The 16,243-nt window shown below is 64.6% G+C and carries 15 protein-coding genes and 1 pseudogene; 9 read left to right on the top strand and 7 right to left on the bottom strand.

The features are described 5' to 3' along the window. Positions 1–97: 97 nt before the first annotated feature. The 3 genes from ACVWW3_RS11635 to ACVWW3_RS11625 all read left to right on the top strand — a co-directional run bounded on the left by ACVWW3_RS11635 (position 98) and on the right by ACVWW3_RS11625 (position 965). On the top strand, positions 98–307 hold the full coding sequence (locus ACVWW3_RS11635) for a cold-shock protein (RefSeq protein WP_247346851.1): 210 nt from the start codon (positions 98–100) through the stop codon (positions 305–307). 216 nt (positions 308–523) lie between these two features. Next, entirely contained in the window at positions 524–652 is a 129-nt protein-coding gene (locus tag ACVWW3_RS11630; RefSeq protein WP_256467602.1) for a hypothetical protein, read from the top strand. Positions 653–728: 76 nt separating this feature from the next. Next, positions 729–965, top strand: a complete 237-nt coding sequence (locus ACVWW3_RS11625; RefSeq protein ID WP_247346852.1) for a hypothetical protein — start codon at positions 729–731, stop codon at positions 963–965. 64 nt (positions 966–1,029) lie between these two features. Here the strand turns inward: ACVWW3_RS11625 and ACVWW3_RS11620 are convergent, their stop codons facing one another. From ACVWW3_RS11620 to ACVWW3_RS11610, 3 genes are all read right to left on the bottom strand, one after another. Next, complete coding sequence (locus ACVWW3_RS11620) at positions 1,030–2,253, bottom strand: GGDEF domain-containing protein (RefSeq protein WP_456649970.1); 1,224 nt, start codon at positions 2,251–2,253, stop codon at positions 1,030–1,032. Between the two features lie 85 nt (positions 2,254–2,338). Beyond that, positions 2,339–3,841, bottom strand: a complete 1,503-nt coding sequence (locus ACVWW3_RS11615; RefSeq protein WP_456649971.1) for an AMP-binding protein — start codon at positions 3,839–3,841, stop codon at positions 2,339–2,341. A gap of 4 nt (positions 3,842–3,845) precedes the next feature. Continuing rightward, positions 3,846–5,714 (bottom strand): extracellular solute-binding protein, encoded by a 1,869-nt coding sequence (locus ACVWW3_RS11610; RefSeq protein WP_456652022.1) that lies wholly within the window; start codon positions 5,712–5,714, stop codon positions 3,846–3,848. A gap of 262 nt (positions 5,715–5,976) precedes the next feature. Here ACVWW3_RS11610 and ACVWW3_RS11605 point away from each other — a divergent pair, with 262 nt between their 5' ends. Beyond that, entirely contained in the window at positions 5,977–6,789 is an 813-nt protein-coding gene (locus ACVWW3_RS11605) for an invasion associated locus B family protein (protein WP_456649972.1), read from the top strand. Between the two features lie 98 nt (positions 6,790–6,887). Here the strand turns inward: ACVWW3_RS11605 and hspQ are convergent. Continuing rightward, positions 6,888–7,221, bottom strand: a pseudogene (hspQ, locus tag ACVWW3_RS11600) (heat shock protein HspQ). Positions 7,222–7,327: 106 nt separating this feature from the next. On the opposite strand from hspQ, the gene ACVWW3_RS11595 reads away from it, so the two are divergent. Next, positions 7,328–8,281: an AEC family transporter gene (locus tag ACVWW3_RS11595; protein WP_247346931.1), complete on the top strand. Its 954-nt coding sequence runs from the start codon at positions 7,328–7,330 to the stop codon at positions 8,279–8,281. Between the two features lie 3 nt (positions 8,282–8,284). On the opposite strand, the gene ACVWW3_RS11590 is transcribed toward ACVWW3_RS11595, so the two are convergent. Continuing rightward, complete coding sequence (locus ACVWW3_RS11590) at positions 8,285–9,469, bottom strand: UbiH/UbiF family hydroxylase (protein ID WP_456649973.1); 1,185 nt, start codon at positions 9,467–9,469, stop codon at positions 8,285–8,287. A gap of 87 nt (positions 9,470–9,556) precedes the next feature. Here ACVWW3_RS11590 and pcsA point away from each other — a divergent pair, with 87 nt between their 5' ends. The 3 genes from pcsA (at position 9,557) to ACVWW3_RS11575 (ending at position 12,105) form a co-directional block, all read left to right on the top strand. Next, complete coding sequence (pcsA, locus tag ACVWW3_RS11585) at positions 9,557–10,324, top strand: phosphatidylcholine synthase (RefSeq protein WP_456649974.1); 768 nt, start codon at positions 9,557–9,559, stop codon at positions 10,322–10,324. Continuing rightward, complete coding sequence (locus tag ACVWW3_RS11580) at positions 10,321–11,055, top strand: TerC family protein (RefSeq protein WP_456649975.1); 735 nt, start codon at positions 10,321–10,323, stop codon at positions 11,053–11,055. The genes pcsA and ACVWW3_RS11580 overlap by 4 nt, the downstream gene beginning before the upstream one ends. A 75-nt stretch (positions 11,056–11,130) precedes the next feature. After that, complete coding sequence (locus tag ACVWW3_RS11575) at positions 11,131–12,105, top strand: quinone oxidoreductase family protein (RefSeq protein WP_456649976.1); 975 nt, start codon at positions 11,131–11,133, stop codon at positions 12,103–12,105. Positions 12,106–12,193: 88 nt separating this feature from the next. Here the strand turns inward: ACVWW3_RS11575 and ACVWW3_RS11570 are convergent, their stop codons facing one another. After that, complete coding sequence (locus ACVWW3_RS11570; RefSeq protein ID WP_456649977.1) at positions 12,194–13,384, bottom strand: acetylornithine transaminase; 1,191 nt, start codon at positions 13,382–13,384, stop codon at positions 12,194–12,196. Between the two features lie 519 nt (positions 13,385–13,903). On the opposite strand from ACVWW3_RS11570, the gene ACVWW3_RS11565 reads away from it, so the two are divergent. Next, complete coding sequence (locus tag ACVWW3_RS11565) at positions 13,904–14,845, top strand: hypothetical protein (RefSeq protein ID WP_456649978.1); 942 nt, start codon at positions 13,904–13,906, stop codon at positions 14,843–14,845. A gap of 10 nt (positions 14,846–14,855) precedes the next feature. Here ACVWW3_RS11565 and rimO read toward each other — a convergent pair whose 3' ends face one another. After that, positions 14,856–16,181 (bottom strand): 30S ribosomal protein S12 methylthiotransferase RimO, encoded by a 1,326-nt coding sequence (gene rimO, locus ACVWW3_RS11560; protein WP_456649979.1) that lies wholly within the window; start codon positions 16,179–16,181, stop codon positions 14,856–14,858. Positions 16,182–16,243: the final 62 nt, after the last annotated feature.

Genomic DNA, 16,243 nt, shown 5'->3' with positions numbered 1-16,243 from the left:
AGCGCGCCTGACTGACGACTCTCCCTCCAGATCTCGACGACACAGACCGCGCTTCTGAGCGCGGCCAAACGCTTATCTATCTTAAAGGACGACCCCCATGACGACGGGAACCGTGAAGTGGTTTAACAGCCAAAAGGGCTTCGGATTTATTCAGCCGGACGAGGGCAGCCAGGATGTCTTCGTTCACATCAGCGCCGTTGAACGCGCCGGCATGAACACCCTCAACGAGGGGCAGAAGGTTTCTTTTGAAGTCGTTGCAGACCGCCGGACCGGCAAGTCTGCTGCTGAGGATCTGCGCGCTGTGTAAGCTGCGCGATTAGTGCTATGTCGCTTTGACCACGGATGTACTGGCAGAGCCTCTGGTTCTTACGACCCGCGACCGGTTCACCGGCCGCGGGTTTTTTATGACCCCGTATGCAGAGGGGCCCGATCATACTCCGGGGAGAATAGTGGCGTTTAGCGCGAGCATCCCCATATAAGGGGCATGGCAAACTGGCAGAAGTCGAGCGCGCGGCAAGCTCCCATGACGAAGGCTGAGCTCCGCCAGATGCTGACCGAGGCCGTCCGCAACACGCAGCCCCGCCTCGAGCATAGGCCGAAGCGCCTGGCGAAGGCCAAGACGATCGCCACTGGGACCGCCTGCGTCGACTAGATGTGGTCATTCCGCCGGTTCGCTGAACCCGCAGATATCAAGCGAATTCATTCGAAAAATTCTACGCAGGAGCAGTATGCGCAAGCTTCCCGAACCCACCGAACAAGAGACCATTGAAGGCCCCCAAGCCGTATCCTTTCAGATCGCGAATGGGAACGCTCGACAGAGCTGCATTTTGCAAACCACCTTCCCGACGAAATTGCAGGCACAGAGATATCTTCTCGCGAATTGGCCAGCCATCGACAAGATGGCTCGCGACGCTCTCGCGATGGGAAGCTTTGAAGACGGTCAGATCAAGCTCATGATGGCCTGAACAGCCCGAGCTCTACGGCGAACTTCAAAAAGGGCATGAGATCAGCGAACACGCTGCTCATGTGCTACGACGCCGCGCGGGACGCGTCGGCGGACAGCCGCCCGAGCAGCGACCTTGCCGTATCCGACGGCGACAGCGAGTCCACTGAGACCACGGGATCGCTGCGCATCTCGTGCTTGCCGTTCGACGTGTGCCGCATCACCGCGGAGAGGCGGCGGGCGATCATGTGGGCGGTGCGGAAGTCGGTTTCCGCGAACGCGACGATGACCGAGCCGTCCTTCTGTGCCGCGCCAAAATCCATCTGCCGCATCAGGCGGCTGAGAATGCGGGCGGCATCGAGCTGGGCGCGGGAATTGCCGGGGTCGAAGGCGAAGCGCGCGACCGAGAGGCCGCCGCCGCGGGCCAGCGTCTGCTCGACCGCTTTGGCGAAATCGCGGGCAAAAGCTTCCACCGTGAGCAGGCCGCTGCGCGGGTCGAGCCAGCCGCCGGCATCGATCGAGCGCAGCGTGCGGCTCAGTTGCGCTTCCATCGCGTGCTGGCGGATCAAGGGCAGCGCGTTGGCGGCGACTTTCGCCGGGTCGCCCGGGATCAGCTCGAGATTGGGCAGATCGTAAGTCTGCGTCAGCTGGTGCGCAGTCAGGATCACGGGCAGGCTGCGGAACCGGGTATCCTCGGCGAGCACCGTGAGGAAGGCATCCGTCACGCGGGCTGTGAAACCCTCGGCCAGCACGACGCCGTCGAGGTCGCGGGTGTTGAGATGTTTGGCCGCGGCCTCGATCGAGAGCGCGCCGACGACCCCGACGCGCTCGCCGAGCGCGACAGAGAGCGCAGGGTAAGCCGCGCCGCGGCCGATCAGGAGCACCGTGGCATCACGTGCGGGGTCGGCCTCCGGCAGCGCGACTTTCACTTCCGGCAGCCGGCGCAACACCGTGGCATGAAGTGTGCGAATGCGTAGCGCGGCGCGAAGCCGCGCGATCAGGCGGTCGGAATGGCCGCCGCGCGATGAGAAGGGCAGGGCGTTGTGCGGGAGCGCGCCCGCCGCGTCCAGGGCCACGAAGGGAAGGTAAGGCGATTGCTCCGCGATCTTCCTGGCGAGCGGCGCCAGATGCGGCTCGTGCCCGGCATGCATCGCGGCGAGAACCATGGCCGGCTGCAGTTCTTCGACCGCGCGCGCCGCGCCGGCCCAGTCGGTGTCGACCACAGGGAAGAATCGCGCCTCGTCCAGCGTCGCAATGAAGGCCGGCCGCTCGACGTTGGACACAAACAGGATCGGGCCGGCCTGGGACATCGAGCAACTCTGATCATGCAATCGATGCTGCGCAATCTAGTCCGCTCGCCTTAATGCAGCGTCAATGGATTAGTCGAAACTGCGCCTAGACCGGCCCGGAACGGTCGCGAAAAGCTTCGACCATCAGGGGGTTAAGCCCGAGTTCGTTGAGCGCCTCGCGTGCGCGGGCATTGTCCTGGGCCCGGCCCGCCAGCCGGTGACCGGAGAGCCGGTCGGGCAGCGCGGTGAGGAGGGCGCCCTGGCCGAGCCGGCGCGCCCATTCCTGGAGGTCGTTGGAGAGGAAGCGGTAGCCGCCGACGGCCATGATGCCGGAGGGCGGCGCGGTGATGCAGATCGCCCCGCTGGGGCGGTCGAGCCGCGCGGCATAGCCGGTGTCGACATAGTCGCGTGGGGGCTGCGCGATCAGGGTGTCGCCGACCGGTGGCGGCGGGGCGTACGCCGCGATCGGCACCATCGGGCCGCGCAGGCCGAGCGTGCCTTTCGGCGTCAGCAGAATCTCGCCGGCGATCGACGAGCCCGACTGCTCGCGCGGCGCACCGTGCGGTCCCGGCATCACCGGCACCGGCATGCCGTCCTCGCCACGCCGAGCGCCGAACAATCCGGCCTCGCCGAACAGATAGACGTCCGTGAACGGTGCATGCGCCGCGATCCAGGCCTCGCTCGCCGCCACCTGCTCGGGGGCGCGCCACAGGCCGATGACATTGCGCAAGGTGGGCATCCGCGCCGCCATATCGGAATCGCCGAGCCGCTGGGCAAACTGCGCCGGCGCGATCAGCACGTCGCATTCGTGCTCGTTGATCTGCTGCTCCAGCACGTCATTCTCGAACGGATGATGCAGCGCCAGCGCGCCGCCGCACAGCAGCCACACCGCAAGTGAGGAGGCGAGGCCGGCAAACGACATCGGCGTGAATGCCGCCATCACGGTCGCGCCCTGCTTGATGTCGGCTTCCAGGGACATCGCGAGCCCGGCGGCGATCAGGCTGAAATGCGGGCGCGGCACCGGACGAAAGCCTTCCGCGGTAACGTCGAAGGAGATCATCGCCGCCTTGCGGCCATCCTGGATCACGGTGCGCGCGATGCCGGGCGGGCGGGCCAGTACATCGTCGAGCGAGGCCATGCCTTCGGGCAGGTCGGTGCCGAAACCGCAGACATGGCGGATCGAGAAGGCTTCGGCGGCCGCATGCATTGCGAGATCGGCATAGCTGACGCCGTCGACCGTGCTCATGGTGACGATGGCGCGCGCCGCGGTGCGGTTCAGGGCGGCGGTCAGTTCGGCATGGCGCCAGAGCAGCGGCAGCACGGCGACGACCAAGCCGGCGCGATGGGCGGCCAGCACCGTGAGCACGAACTCGACCGTATTCGGCAACTGGATCGCGATGACGGAATTGGCCGGCAGGCCCGATTCGACGAAATAGGCCGACAGCGCCTCGATGGCCGTGTCAGCCTCGGCATAGCTCATGCGCCGCGGCTGGTGCCCGGTCACCCGGAACTTGTTCAGGGGGTCGAGCAGAGCGGGCGCATGCGGCTGCCGCGTCAGCGTGCGCTGAAACAGCGTGTCGAGCGTCGGCGATACGGCTGGCTGGTTCACGGCGTCACTTTGCTTGATGAGCTTCCGGCTGCCCCTTCGACCACCACGTCTCCGGCAGGTAGCCGGACAGCGATGTGGCCTTTGGCCGTTCTATCCGATTCCAGCGCGCGATCCATTGCTCGGATACGTTAAACAGGGGGATTGTATAGAAACCGGAGATCAAAGCGCGATCGAGCGCCCGCACCGCCGATGCGAAATCCGTATGTTCACGGGCCTCCAGCAGCGCCGCGATCATGGCATCGACCGCGGGATCCCTGGCACCCATGTAGTTGCGGGTGCCCGGATGGTCGGCGGCAGCGCTCCCCCAGTAGAAATATTGCTCGTTGCCGGGCGACAACGACTGGTCCCACCGATTCTGGATCATGTCGAATTCGTAAGCGAGCCGGCGCTGGTCGAACTGGACGGGATCGACCGAGCGCACGCTCGGCTCGATGCCGGCGCGCTTGAGGTCCCGTTGGAAGGCAAGCGCGATGCGCTCCTGGTCGCGGGTCGTGACCAGAATTTCGAAGGTGAAGGGCGCCTTGGTCGCGCGATTGCGCAGCACCGTGCCGTCGAGATCGTAGCCGGCCTCCGACAGCAGCTTCAGGGCCGCGCGCAGCGTCGTCCGGTCGCGCCCGGAGCCGTCGGTCACCGGCAGGCGGTAGCTGCCGTCCAGGACGTCTGGCGGGATCTGCGCAGCGAACGGCTTGAGCAGCTCCCGCTCACGCGCATCCGCAGGCTTGCCATACGCCGAGAGGTCCGAGCCGGCAAAATAGCCGGCGACGCGCGAGTAGAGGTTGAAGAAGTAGTTGCGGTTGACCAGCTCGAAATCGAACAGCAGCGTCAGCGCCTGGCGCACCCGGATGTCGGCGAAGACGGGACGCCTCGTGTTGAACACCAGAAATTCGGAAGGTTGCGGTACGCCCGGCTTGATGGTGTCGCGGATCACTTCGCCGCTTTTCGCCGCGGGAAAATCGTAGCCGTCGTGCCAGCGCAGCGGCTCGTGCTCAATGCGGAAATCATAGAGGCCGCGTTTGAACGCTTCGAACTGGCCGTTGGCCTCGCGAAAATAGTCGAGCCTGATCTCGTCGAAATTATAGAGCCCGCGATTGATGGCGAGGTCGCGGCCCCAATAATCGGGATTGCGGGTGAGCGTCACGCTGGCGCCGGGCTTCACGGCGGTGACGCGATAGGGGCCGGAGCCGACCGGGCCCGTCATCGTCGTCTCCTCGAATGCCGCGACATCGACCGCATGCTTCGGCAGGATCGGCATCAGGCCGAGGATCAGCGGCAGTTCGCGGTCGTTGGCCCCCGCGAGATCGAAGCGCACGGTGAGAGGATCTGGTGCCTCGGCACTTGCGATCTTGCTGTAATATTGCCGGTGGTTGGGGCGGCCGTGGTCGCGCAGCAGCTGCCAAGAGAACAGCACGTCCTCGGCGCGCAGCGGCTTGCCGTCGGAGAAGCGGGCCCGGGGATCGATGTGGAACGTGACAAAGCTCCGCTCGTCGTCGGTCTCGACCGATCTGGCGAGCAGGCCGTAGAGCGTGAACGGCTCGTCATTGCCGCGCGCGAGCAGGCTCTCGACCACGTAGTTCCGCATCTGCTGCACGGCCAGTCCCTTGACGATGAAGGGATTGAGGCTGTCGAAGGTGCCGAGAACGCCCCAGGTCAGCCGGCCACCCTTGGGGGCATCAGGATTGACGTAGGGCATGTGGGTGAAATCGGCAGGCATCGCCGGCTCGCCGTGCATGGCAATGGCGTGGGCTTCCTCGGCCCCTGCGCCGCTTGCCGGGAATCCCAAGGCGAACGGCAGCCCCAAGGCGAAAGCCAGGACGCAGAGGCGGACGCACAGACCTTCAGAACGGCCCTCCATAAGGCGCTGGAACATGAACATCTGCACACGTTGATTCGAGGACCGGCGGGGCCTGAATCCTATCACAGGGAATTTCCCGGGGACGCACGTCAGGGCGCGGTCAAAGACGCTTGTCGGCATTGATCTTTTCGTCGGCCACGTTAAGAAGGCACGCAATCGCGCAAGAGCGCCGAGCCCGTCACTTGTCCGCCTCATTTGACGGGGACAGAGCCGCGCCCAAGGCGGCCATGTTCGGTGCGTCGAAGCGGTTCGGGCACTTCCCGTTCAGAAAGGGTTTTCCGCAATGAATTTCCGTTACTTGGCCGCGTCCGTCCGGCCGCGCGGGCGACTTCTCGCCTTGTTGACGGCGACGGCGTTGGCCGTCCCATTTGCCGCCGAGGCTCAGGCCCCGGCTCCGGGCGCACCCGCGCCCAAGGCCGCCCCGAAAGCCGCTCCGAAGGCTGCCCCAAAGGCCCCGGCGGCGGCCGCTCAGGCACCTGCCCAGCAGCCGGCCGCTCAGGGCGCTCCGGCGCAGCAGGGCGCGGCTCAGCCGGCGGATCAGCAGATCCAGCTGATCTACGCCCCCTGGACCAAGTTCTGCCTCAAGGGCCAGGACGCCAATGCCAAGCAAGTTTGCTTCACCGGCAAGGACGGCCGTATCGAGTCGGGCCAGCCGGTCATCGCGGCCGTCATCATCGAGCCGGAAGGCGAGCCGAAGAAGATCCTGCGCGTGACGCTGCCGCTCGGCATGCAGCTGGTGCACGGCACTCGCATCATCGTGGACAACAATCCGCCGTTGCAGAGCCCGTATGTGATCTGCTTCCAGAACGGCTGCATGTCCGATTACGAGGCCACGCCCGAGTTCATCAACAACATGAAGAAGGGCCAGAACCTCGTTGTTCAGGCGATCAATGCCAACGGCGCGCCGCTGACCCTGCCGCTGCCGCTCGCCGGCGAATTCCAGAAGGCCTATGACGGTCCGCCGACCGATCCGAAGGTGTTCGAGGAAACTCAGAAGAAGCTTCAGGAAGAGCTTCAGAAGAAGGCTGACGAGCAGCGCAAGAAGCTCGAGCAGCAGGGTGGCGCGCCCGGCGCACCTCCGACCGCTCAGAAGTAATCGGGACCCAATCCCGGACATGAAAAAGGCGCTCGGTTCGAGCGCCTTTTTTTCTGACCCATATTGTTTGTCTGAGCGAAGATGTGTCCGAGCGAAGATCAGTTCAGCGACGGGTTCCGCGGACGATAGCCGCCGGCCTTGTCCTTGATGAAGATCTCGGTGACCTGGGAATGCCGGACCGGCTCGCCGGAATCGTCCGGCACCAGGTTCTGTTCGGAGACGTAGGCGACGTATTCCGATTCCGCGTTTTCGGCGAGCAAATGATAGAACGGCTGGTCCTTGTGGGGCCGCACCTCCTCGGGAATCGACAGCCACCCACTCCTCGGTGTTGTTGAATTCCGGATCGATGTCGAAGATCACGCCCCGGAACGAGAAGATCCGGTGGCGCACGACCTGTCCGATCTGGAATTTGGCGGTCCGCGCTTTAATCATTCCCCGTCGATAGACCAGGATTGTGGCCGATGCTAGTGCCCTGATCTGGAATTAACCCGCGCTTACGGGGCAGATAGCCCCCATGTCCTCAGAAAACACTTCATCAATGGTCGATATCCTTAATCTCGCTCTACCTTATTTCGGCTTGATCTTCGTTGGATTCGCCTGCGGCAAGGTCAAATCCCTGCCGGAATCGGGCCTCGCCTGGATGAACTTCTTCCTGCTCTATGTGTCGCTGCCGGCGCTGCTGTTTGCGATCATGTCGAAGACGCCGTTCTCGGAATTGAACAACCCGCCGTTCCTGATCGCGACCACGCTGTCGACGGTTGCGGCATTCACCCTGGCGCTGGTCGTCGGCAAATTTCTCGGCCGCCTGACGCTGCGCGAGGCGACGCTCGCCGGACTCTCCGGCGGCTACGGCAATATCGGCTACATGGGGCCGGGGCTCGCGCTCGCCGTGCTCGGAACCAAGGCGTCGGCGCCGACCGCGCTGATTTTCTGCTGCGACAGCATCTTCCTGTTCACTATCGTGCCGTTGCTGATCGAGCTCTCCGACCGCGATCATCCCTCGATCGTGCACGCCTTCGGCGTCGTGTTGAAACAGATCGTGCTCAACCCGCTGATCATGTCGGCCTGCTTCGGCGCGGCCTTCGCATCGCTCCATATCGAGATGCCGGTCGCGCTCGACCGCACCATCACCTTCCTCCAGAACGCAGCCGCCCCGACCGCGCTGTTCGTGCTCGGCGTGACGGTGGCGCTCCGCCCTTTCGACCGCGTACCCTGGGAAGTGCCGGGCGTGATCGCGGTCAAGCTCCTGATCCATCCGCTCGCAGCTTTCGGCCTGATGTTGGCGTTCGGTCCGTTCGCGCAGCCCTGGGCCGCGACCGCCGTGCTGATGGCGTCACTGCCGCCGGCGCTGAACGTGTTCGTCATCGCCCGGCAGAACGACGCCTGGATCGAATCTGCCTCCGTGGCGGTGCTGCTCGGAACGTTTGCGTCCGTGGTCACGCTGACCAGCGTGATGTGGGCGATCCAGACCGGCCGGCTGGCGTTTCCTTAAACCTTAGCGCCGCCACGTCGGCGTCAGGCCCTCGCGCATCGCAAAACGCCGGAGCGGGCCGAACGCGCCGAGCAGGTGCATGCCGACCGCGCGGACCGGCTGGAGCGGGAGGAAATCGTTGAGCAGGGAGCGGTTGGCGATGTCGATCGCAAAGGTCCGACTCAGAATGTCCGGACGCCGGGCCCGGTCGTAGCGTTTGAGCACGTCGGCTGCGCCGGGATCCTGACTCGATGCGATGGCGTCGCCTGCGAGCCTGGCAATGTCGGCGGCATCTCGCAGGCCGAGATTGAGACCCTGGGCGCCGATCGGGGGAACCACATGGGCGGCTTCACCGACCAGCGCGATGCGGTCGCGGCCGAAGGATTTGGGGCGTTCGATTCCCAGCGGGAACAGGTTGCGCCCGGGCTCCACCGTCATGCGGCCCAAAATGGAATGCGATTGCTTCTCGATCGCGGCGGACAGCTCCGCGTCGCCCAGGCCGCGAAGCCGTTCGGCGTCCGCAGGCGCCGAGACCCAGACGACGCTGGAGCGGTCGCCGGGCAGGGGCACGAACACGCAAGGGCCATGCGGCGTGTGGAACTCGGTCGAGACGTTGCGATGCGGGCGCGCGTGGCCGACGTTGAAGGTCAGCGCCGTCTGGTTCAGCTCGCGCCGCGTCACCGTGATGCCGGAGGCTTCGCGGCAGAGCGAATGGCGGCCGTCGGCGCCCACCACGAGACGGGCAGAGAGGAATTGCGCGGCGGCGGTGCGGATCGCGACGTCGTCGGCTTCGATGACAACGGCTTCGGCCTCGTCATCGAAACGGACGAGACCGGGCAACTCGGCCGCGCGCGCTTCCAGCGCCAGCATCAGCGAGCGGTTGTCGATGTTGTAACCGAAGGCATCGAGGCCGATTTCGTGACAGGAGAACCGGACCTCCGGCGCGCGGAACAGCCGGCCCGTGTCGTCGACGAGCCGCATGATCTCGAGAGATGCCGCCTTGTCCTTGCAGCGCCACCAGACATCGAGCGTTTCCAGGAGACCGACGGAAGCACCGAGCAGGGCGGTGGTGCGGTTGTCGGCATAGGGCACGCGCCGCGCCACCAGCGCGGTCCGTGCGCCCGCCTGCGCCAGTGCGATGGCCGCGCTAAGTCCCGCCGGTCCGCCGCCGATCACGGCCGCGTCAAAGAGTGTCGATGCATCTGTCATGGAACGACATTTGACACGCCCCACGGCAAATTCAAGCCCACTCATATTTCCCTGATTTTATGACGAATTGTGCGACCGGGCGCCGCAATGGCTTATGTGCAAACCGGTGTCATTCTGATAGCAGAAGCCATGGACAGCCAAGAGGATTCCCTGAAGCCCAGGCCCGCGATCCGCGCCGCCGCCTTCTCGGTGCACATCTTCACCGCGTTCGGTGCGGCGATCGCGCTGCTGGCAATGCTCGAGGCCGTGCGCGAGCACTGGGCGGCGATGTTTCAATGGCTGGGCGTCGCCCTCATCATCGACGCGATCGACGGGCCGATCGCGCGCCGGCTCAACGTCAAGGACGTGCAGCCGAACTGGTCGGGCGACGTGCTCGATCTCGTGGTCGATTTCGTCACCTACGTGTTCGTGCCGGCCTATGCGATCGTGGCCAGCGGCTTGCTCCTGCCGGTCGCTGCACCCTTGCTAGGTGTCGCCATCATCGTCACCAGCGCACTATATTTCGCCGATCTGCGCATGAAGGCCGACGACAATCATTTTCGCGGTTTTCCGGCGCTGTGGAATGCGGCGGCGTTTTATCTGTTCCTGCTGCACTGGCCGCCGCTGCTGTCGACGCTGCTGGTAGCAAGCCTGGTGGTGCTGACCTTCGTGCCGTTCCACGTGCTGCATCCGGTGCGTGTCGTGCGGCTGCGCTGGCTGACCATGTCGCTGATCGCAATCTGGGCTCTGCTCTCCCTCTACACGCTGCAGATGGACTTTCGCGTCGGCACCGGCGTGACTGTCGCGCTCTGCGCGATCGCGCTCTGGATCAGCTTCAGCGACGCATTGATACGGCTGACAAGATCCTTCGCATGATGCACCTGTTGACAAGCCCCGAAGCCTGGGCCGCGCTCCTCACCTTGACGTCACTCGAGATCGTGCTCGGCATCGACAACGTCATCTTCCTGTCGGTAATCGTCTCGCGCATCCCCGAGAATCAGGCGCATCGCGCCCGCCAGATCGGGCTCGCGCTGGCGCTGATCTTCCGCATCATCCTGCTCAGCCTGCTGGTCTGGCTGATCGGCCTGACCGCGCCGGTGTTTTCGTTTTCGGGTTACGGCTTCTCCTGGCGCGACCTCATCCTGATCGGCGGCGGCTTGTTCCTGATCGCGAAGGCAACGCACGAGATTCATGGTGAGGTCGAAGCCGATGACGGCGAGGGCGACGAGAACTCCCCTCGTAACGCCTTCTTCTGGGTGATCGTCCAGATCGTGATCATCGACATCGTGTTCTCGCTGGACTCGATCATCACGGCGATCGGCATGGCGCAGGACATCGAGATCATGATCGCGGCCGTCGTGATCGCCTGCCTGATCATGTACATTTCATCCGGGCCGGTGTCGCGATTCGTCGCGGAGCATCCGACCACGAAAATGCTGGCGCTGGCGTTCCTGGTGCTGATCGGTGTCGCGCTGGTGGCGGACGGATTCCAGTTCCACATCCCGCGCGGCTACATCTATTTCGCAATCGCGTTCTCGGCGGCGGTCGAATTCTTCAACGTGCTGGCGAAGCGCAACCGCAGGAAAACCGGCAAGCCGTCGGTCTAGCCATTCCAGCCGGTGTCGAGTTGACAAGGCGGGCGCGATGCCTTTCGCTGGCCTGCGAGAAGAGGAGGTCAGGCGATGACCAAAGCCGTCCGTGTCCACAAGGTCGGAGGCCCCGAAGCCCTGGTCTATGAGAGCGTCGATGTTCCGGCGCCCGGCCCGGGCGAGGTGCGCATCCGCCAGCATGCGGTCGGCCTCAACTTCATCGACGTCTATTACCGCACCGGCCTCTACAAGGCGCCCGGGCTGCCTTTCATCGCCGGCAATGAGGCCTCGGGCGAAGTCGTCGCTGTCGGGCCGGGCGTGACCAATTTTCATCCCGGCGACCGCGTCGCCTACTACTACAACCTTGGCGCCTATACCGGCGAGCGCAATATCCCTTGGGAGAAACTGGTCAAGCTACCCGACCACATCACCCACGAGCAGGGCGCCGTGCTGATGCTGAAGGGGCTGACCGTCTGGTATCTCCTGCACAAGACCTTCAAGGTCGAGCCGCATCATCGCGTGCTGATCCATGCCGCGGCCGGCGGCATCGGCCTGCTCGCCTGCCAATGGGCGAGGGCAATGGGCGCCCACGTCATCGGCACCGTCGGCTCGCGCGAAAAGGCCGAGCTTGCCGAGGCCAATGGCTGCGACCACGTCATCCTCTACAACGAGGAAGACTTCGTCGCGCGCGTCAAACAAATCAGCCGCAACGAGGGCTGCGACGTCGTCTATGACGGCGTCGGCAAAGCGACCTTCCCGGGCTCGCTATCCTGCCTCAAGCCGCGCGGCATGTTCGTCTCCTTCGGCAATGCCTCAGGCCCGGTGCCGCCGTTTTCGATCGCCGAACTCAACGCACATGGCTCGCTGTTTGCGACGAGGCCGAAGCTCAACGACTATGTCGGCACCCGCAAGGAGTTGCTGGAAGGCGCCGACACGCTGTTCGCCGCTGTCATCAATGGCAAGCTGCACGTGCCGATCAACCACGCCTACGCGCTCAAGGACGCCGCCAAAGCGCATATCGATCTCGAAAGCCGCAAGACCACGGGCGCGTCGATCTTGAAGCCGTAGTTCTTCCGTCGTCATCCGCTCCCGTGTCCCGGCTCTGCAGCGCACCGCGAAGGGGCGCTGCGCTGCGTTCGGGGGTACGAGGCAGGCCTTACGCCACCCGCCGTGCCGCGCCGGCCCTGATCAAAATCCCGTCGAGGCAGCCGATCATCTCGGCGATCTCGGCCCGCGTGACGTTCAGCGCCGGCATGAAGCGCAGCGTGTCGACCTGCGGCGCGTTGAGGAGCACGCCGGCCTCGAACGCCTGCGCGACGATGCCGGGTGCGATCGGCAGCTTGAGGTCGAGCGCGAGCAACAGGCCGCGGCCGCGCACCTCGCCGAGGCCGTGCCGGGCGGAGACCTTTTGCAATTCGCTTTCGAGCAGCAAGCCGGTCTCGGTGACCGCCTTGAGGAAGTCCGGCTTGCTGACCTCGTCGAGCACCGCAAGTCCTGCCGCGCACATGATAGGGTTGCCGTTGAATGTGCCGCCCTGATCACCGTGCTCGAAGCAGGCCGCGCGTTCGGTCGCGAGCAGGGCTGCGAGCGGCACGCCACCGCCGATGCCCTTGCCGAGACTCATGATGTCGGGCGCGATGCCCGTATGCTCGTAGTGGAAGAGCTTGCCGGTCCGGCCCATGCCGGTCTGGATCTCGTCGAAGATCAGCAGGAGACCGTGCGCGTCGGTAAGCGCGCGCAACTCCTGCAAGAACTGATCGGTTGCAGGCCACACGCCGGACTCGCCCTGGATCGGCTCGAGCATCACAGCGACGGTGTTGTCGTTGATCAGCTTTTCGATCGAAGCGATGTCGTTGAGCTTCGCCTTCTTGAAGCCCGCGACCTTCGGCTCGAACAGTGGCTCAAAGGCCTTCTTGCCCGAGGCCGACATCGTCGCCAGCGTCCGGCCGTGGAAGCCACCCTCGAAGCTGATGATCTCGAACGCGCCGCCTCTGTGCAGGCTGCCATATTTGCGCGCGAGCTTGATCGCGCCCTCGTTGGCTTCCGCGCCGGAATTGGCGAAGAACACCTGGTCGAACGCACTGTTTGCGACCAGCGCCTGCGCGAGCTTCAGGCTGGGCTCGTTGTAGAAGGCCGGGCTCGGCGTCAACAGCCGCTTGGCTTGCGCGGCGAGCGCGTCGGCGATCGCGGGCGGGGAGTGGCCGAGGCAGTTGACGGCCCAGCCCTGCACAAAATCGAGATAGCGCTTGCGGCTGTCGTCCCAGAGGTAGGAGCCGGCGCCGCGGACGAACACGGCCTTGGGCCGAGCGGTGATGTCCATCAGCGCGTCATACGGGTGCGTGGTCATGTCGAACTCCTCTGGAGGCGGATCAAAAATGCGCGCGAAATGCAAAAAGGCCGCACCTTGCGGGTGCGGCCTTCTCGAAAACTGGGCTGAATTCAGTGGTTCAGCGGCGTCGTCGGACATGGCGCACCCTCTCATCGTCGCGGAAGCGACGGCGGAGCATTTCGATGCGCTGATGGGTCCGAGCGTTGATCATGGGGCGCGGCAATACAGGCGAATGGCGGGGCTTGTCAAGCAGGCGTTTTACAGATCACCCGCCCAGCGTGCATGGGGCAGGTCCGATCCGTGGCTTGCCCGGCGTGTGGCGGTTGTGACGTCGCGGGTGACGAGGAGGCGCAACTCGTGCGGTTGCGCGCGGTACGATGCGCCGGATGTCACTCGCACGATTGAATTTTATCGATCGTGCGCCTAGAAACCATCACGTCTCTAGCGCGTTTGTGATCGACCAACGCGAATTGGTTCGAACCGTACGCATGACGGTTCAGACCAAGAGGGGCGGGACCAACCAGATAGTTTTAAACCTTGTCCGACACGCCTTACCCGATCGACCTCGACAGCATTCGCGGCGCGTTTCCGCCGGGCATCGAGGCACCATCCCTTTTGGTCGACTTCGCCGGCTGGCTGAAGGGGCGCCCCTGGGGCAGCGTCGGCTGCTTCTCGCTGCAAGGCCAGTTTTCCGATCAGGCGCCGATCTTCGACGGCAGTCCCTTGCGCGACAGGTTTTCGCTGTTCATGCGGCTGCCGGATGGCTCGGCCGTCGGCGGCTGGTATGGCGCGGGCCTTGACCGCGACAATCCGCCGATCGTGGGGCTTGGCTCCGAGGGCGACTACGAGCTGCTGGCGCCGAGCCTCGATGGCCTGCTCGCAAAATTGACATTGCAGCAATTCGACAAGGCGTGGCACGATCTGCTGCCGCATGACGAGGTCGAATGCCAGACGGTCGAACTCGCACAGTGGCTCGCCGGACGGCCAACCGGGGAGGCGGCGGCGCCCGATGACAATTCGTCGGAGCTGCCCGACTTTCGCGGCTTCGTGGAAAAATGGAGTCGGGATCGCGAAGACTACTGGGCCAATCATCGCTTGATGGCCGAGCTCGGCTGGCGCCTCGCCGCGCATCTGCCTAAAGGCAAGAAACCCTGGGACAAGACGAACTTCGAGATCGCGATCGTCGGCAAGCAATACGAGGCGCGCGTCCTGACGCGCGGGCCGCAGCCGTTCGAGGAAGCCGGCTCGATCGAATCCCTGCTGCGCGATCTGCGTGAGGAGATGCGCCGCGCGCAGCCCGAGCTCGGGCTGTGGCACGCCATGAAGTTCGGACTCTATGCCGACGGCCGGGTCATGCCGAACTTCGAATACGATGTGCGCCCGAGCATCGACGGCGAACCTGCGAAGCTGTCCGAGGCACAGGCTGATCTTGCGCGCGCACCGCGGCCGGAGCGCTGGGTGCCGAAATGGCTGGTGTGACGAAGCGCCGTCAGAATCCCGCGACGCTGCCGTGCAGGTCGTATTGGTCGGCGCGCTCGATCTTCGCGGTGACGATCTCGCCAACGCGCAAGGGGCGGCGGCTCGACAGGTAAACCGCGCCGTCGATCTCGGGCGCATCGGCCTTGGAGCGGCCTTTCGAAACAGTCGGACCGACCTCATCGATGATGATCTGCTGGCGCGTGCCGACCTTGCGCTTCAGCCTGCGCGCTGAGATCTTCTGCTGGCGGGCCATCAGCGCGTTGTAGCGCTCCTGCTTGATCTCTTCCGCAACAGGATTCCCGATCGCGTTCGACGTTGCGCCTGCGACCGGCTCGTATTTGAAGCAGCCGAGCCGATCAATCTCGGCTTCGTCCAGCCAGTCGAGCAGATAGGCGAAGTCGGCATCGGTCTCGCCGGGGAAGCCGACGATGAAGGTCGAGCGCAGGGCGAGATCGGGGCATTCCTCGCGCCAGCGCTTGATTCGCGTCAGCGTCTTGTCCTGCGCCGCCGGACGTTTCATCGCCTTCAGCACCTCGGGACTCGCATGCTGGAACGGGATGTCGAGATAGGGCAGCACCTTGCCCTCCGCCATCAGCGCGATGACCTCGTCGACATGCGGGTAGGGGTAGACATATTGGAGCCGCACCCAGGCGCCGAGTTCGCCGAGCTCGCGCGCGAGATCGAGGAATCTGGCGCGGACCTGGCGATCCTTCCACGGGCTCTCGGCATATTTGAGATCGACGCCATAGGCCGAAGTGTCCTGCGAGATCACCAGCAGCTCTTTCACGCCGGCACTGACCAGGCGTTCGGCCTCGCGCAGCACGTCATTGGCCGGACGAGAGACGAGATCGCCGCGCAGCTTCGGAATGATGCAGAAGGTGCAGCGGTTGTTGCAGCCCTCGGAGATCTTCAGATACGCGTAGTGGCGCGGCGTCAGCTTGATGCCCTGCGGCGGCACCAGATCGAGATGCGCATTGTGCGCCGGTGGCAGCGCGCGGTGCACGGCGTCCAGCACGCTCTCATATTGCTGCGGGCCGGTGATGGAGAGCACACCGGGATAGGCCTGCTCGATCTGCTCGGGTTCGGCGCCCATGCAACCCGTCACGATCACCTTGCCGTTCTCGGCCATGGCCTCGCCGATCGCCGAGAGCGATTCCTGCTTGGCGCTGTCGAGGAAACCACAGGTGTTAACGATGACGATGTCGGCCCCGTCATGCTTGCGGGCAAGCTCGTAGCCCTCGGCGCGCAGGCGCGTGATGATACGCTCGGAATCCACCAATGCCTTGGGACACCCGAGCGACACGAAGCTCACCTTGGGCGCAGCCGTCTGATCCATATCCAAATCTGCCTGATTGACGGGCCTGAGCTAGTCCCAATTGCCCATAATTACAACCCTTT

This window comes from Bradyrhizobium sp. LM2.9 (assembly GCF_054056555.1).
This window is presented reverse-complemented; position numbering and strand designations above follow the sequence as displayed.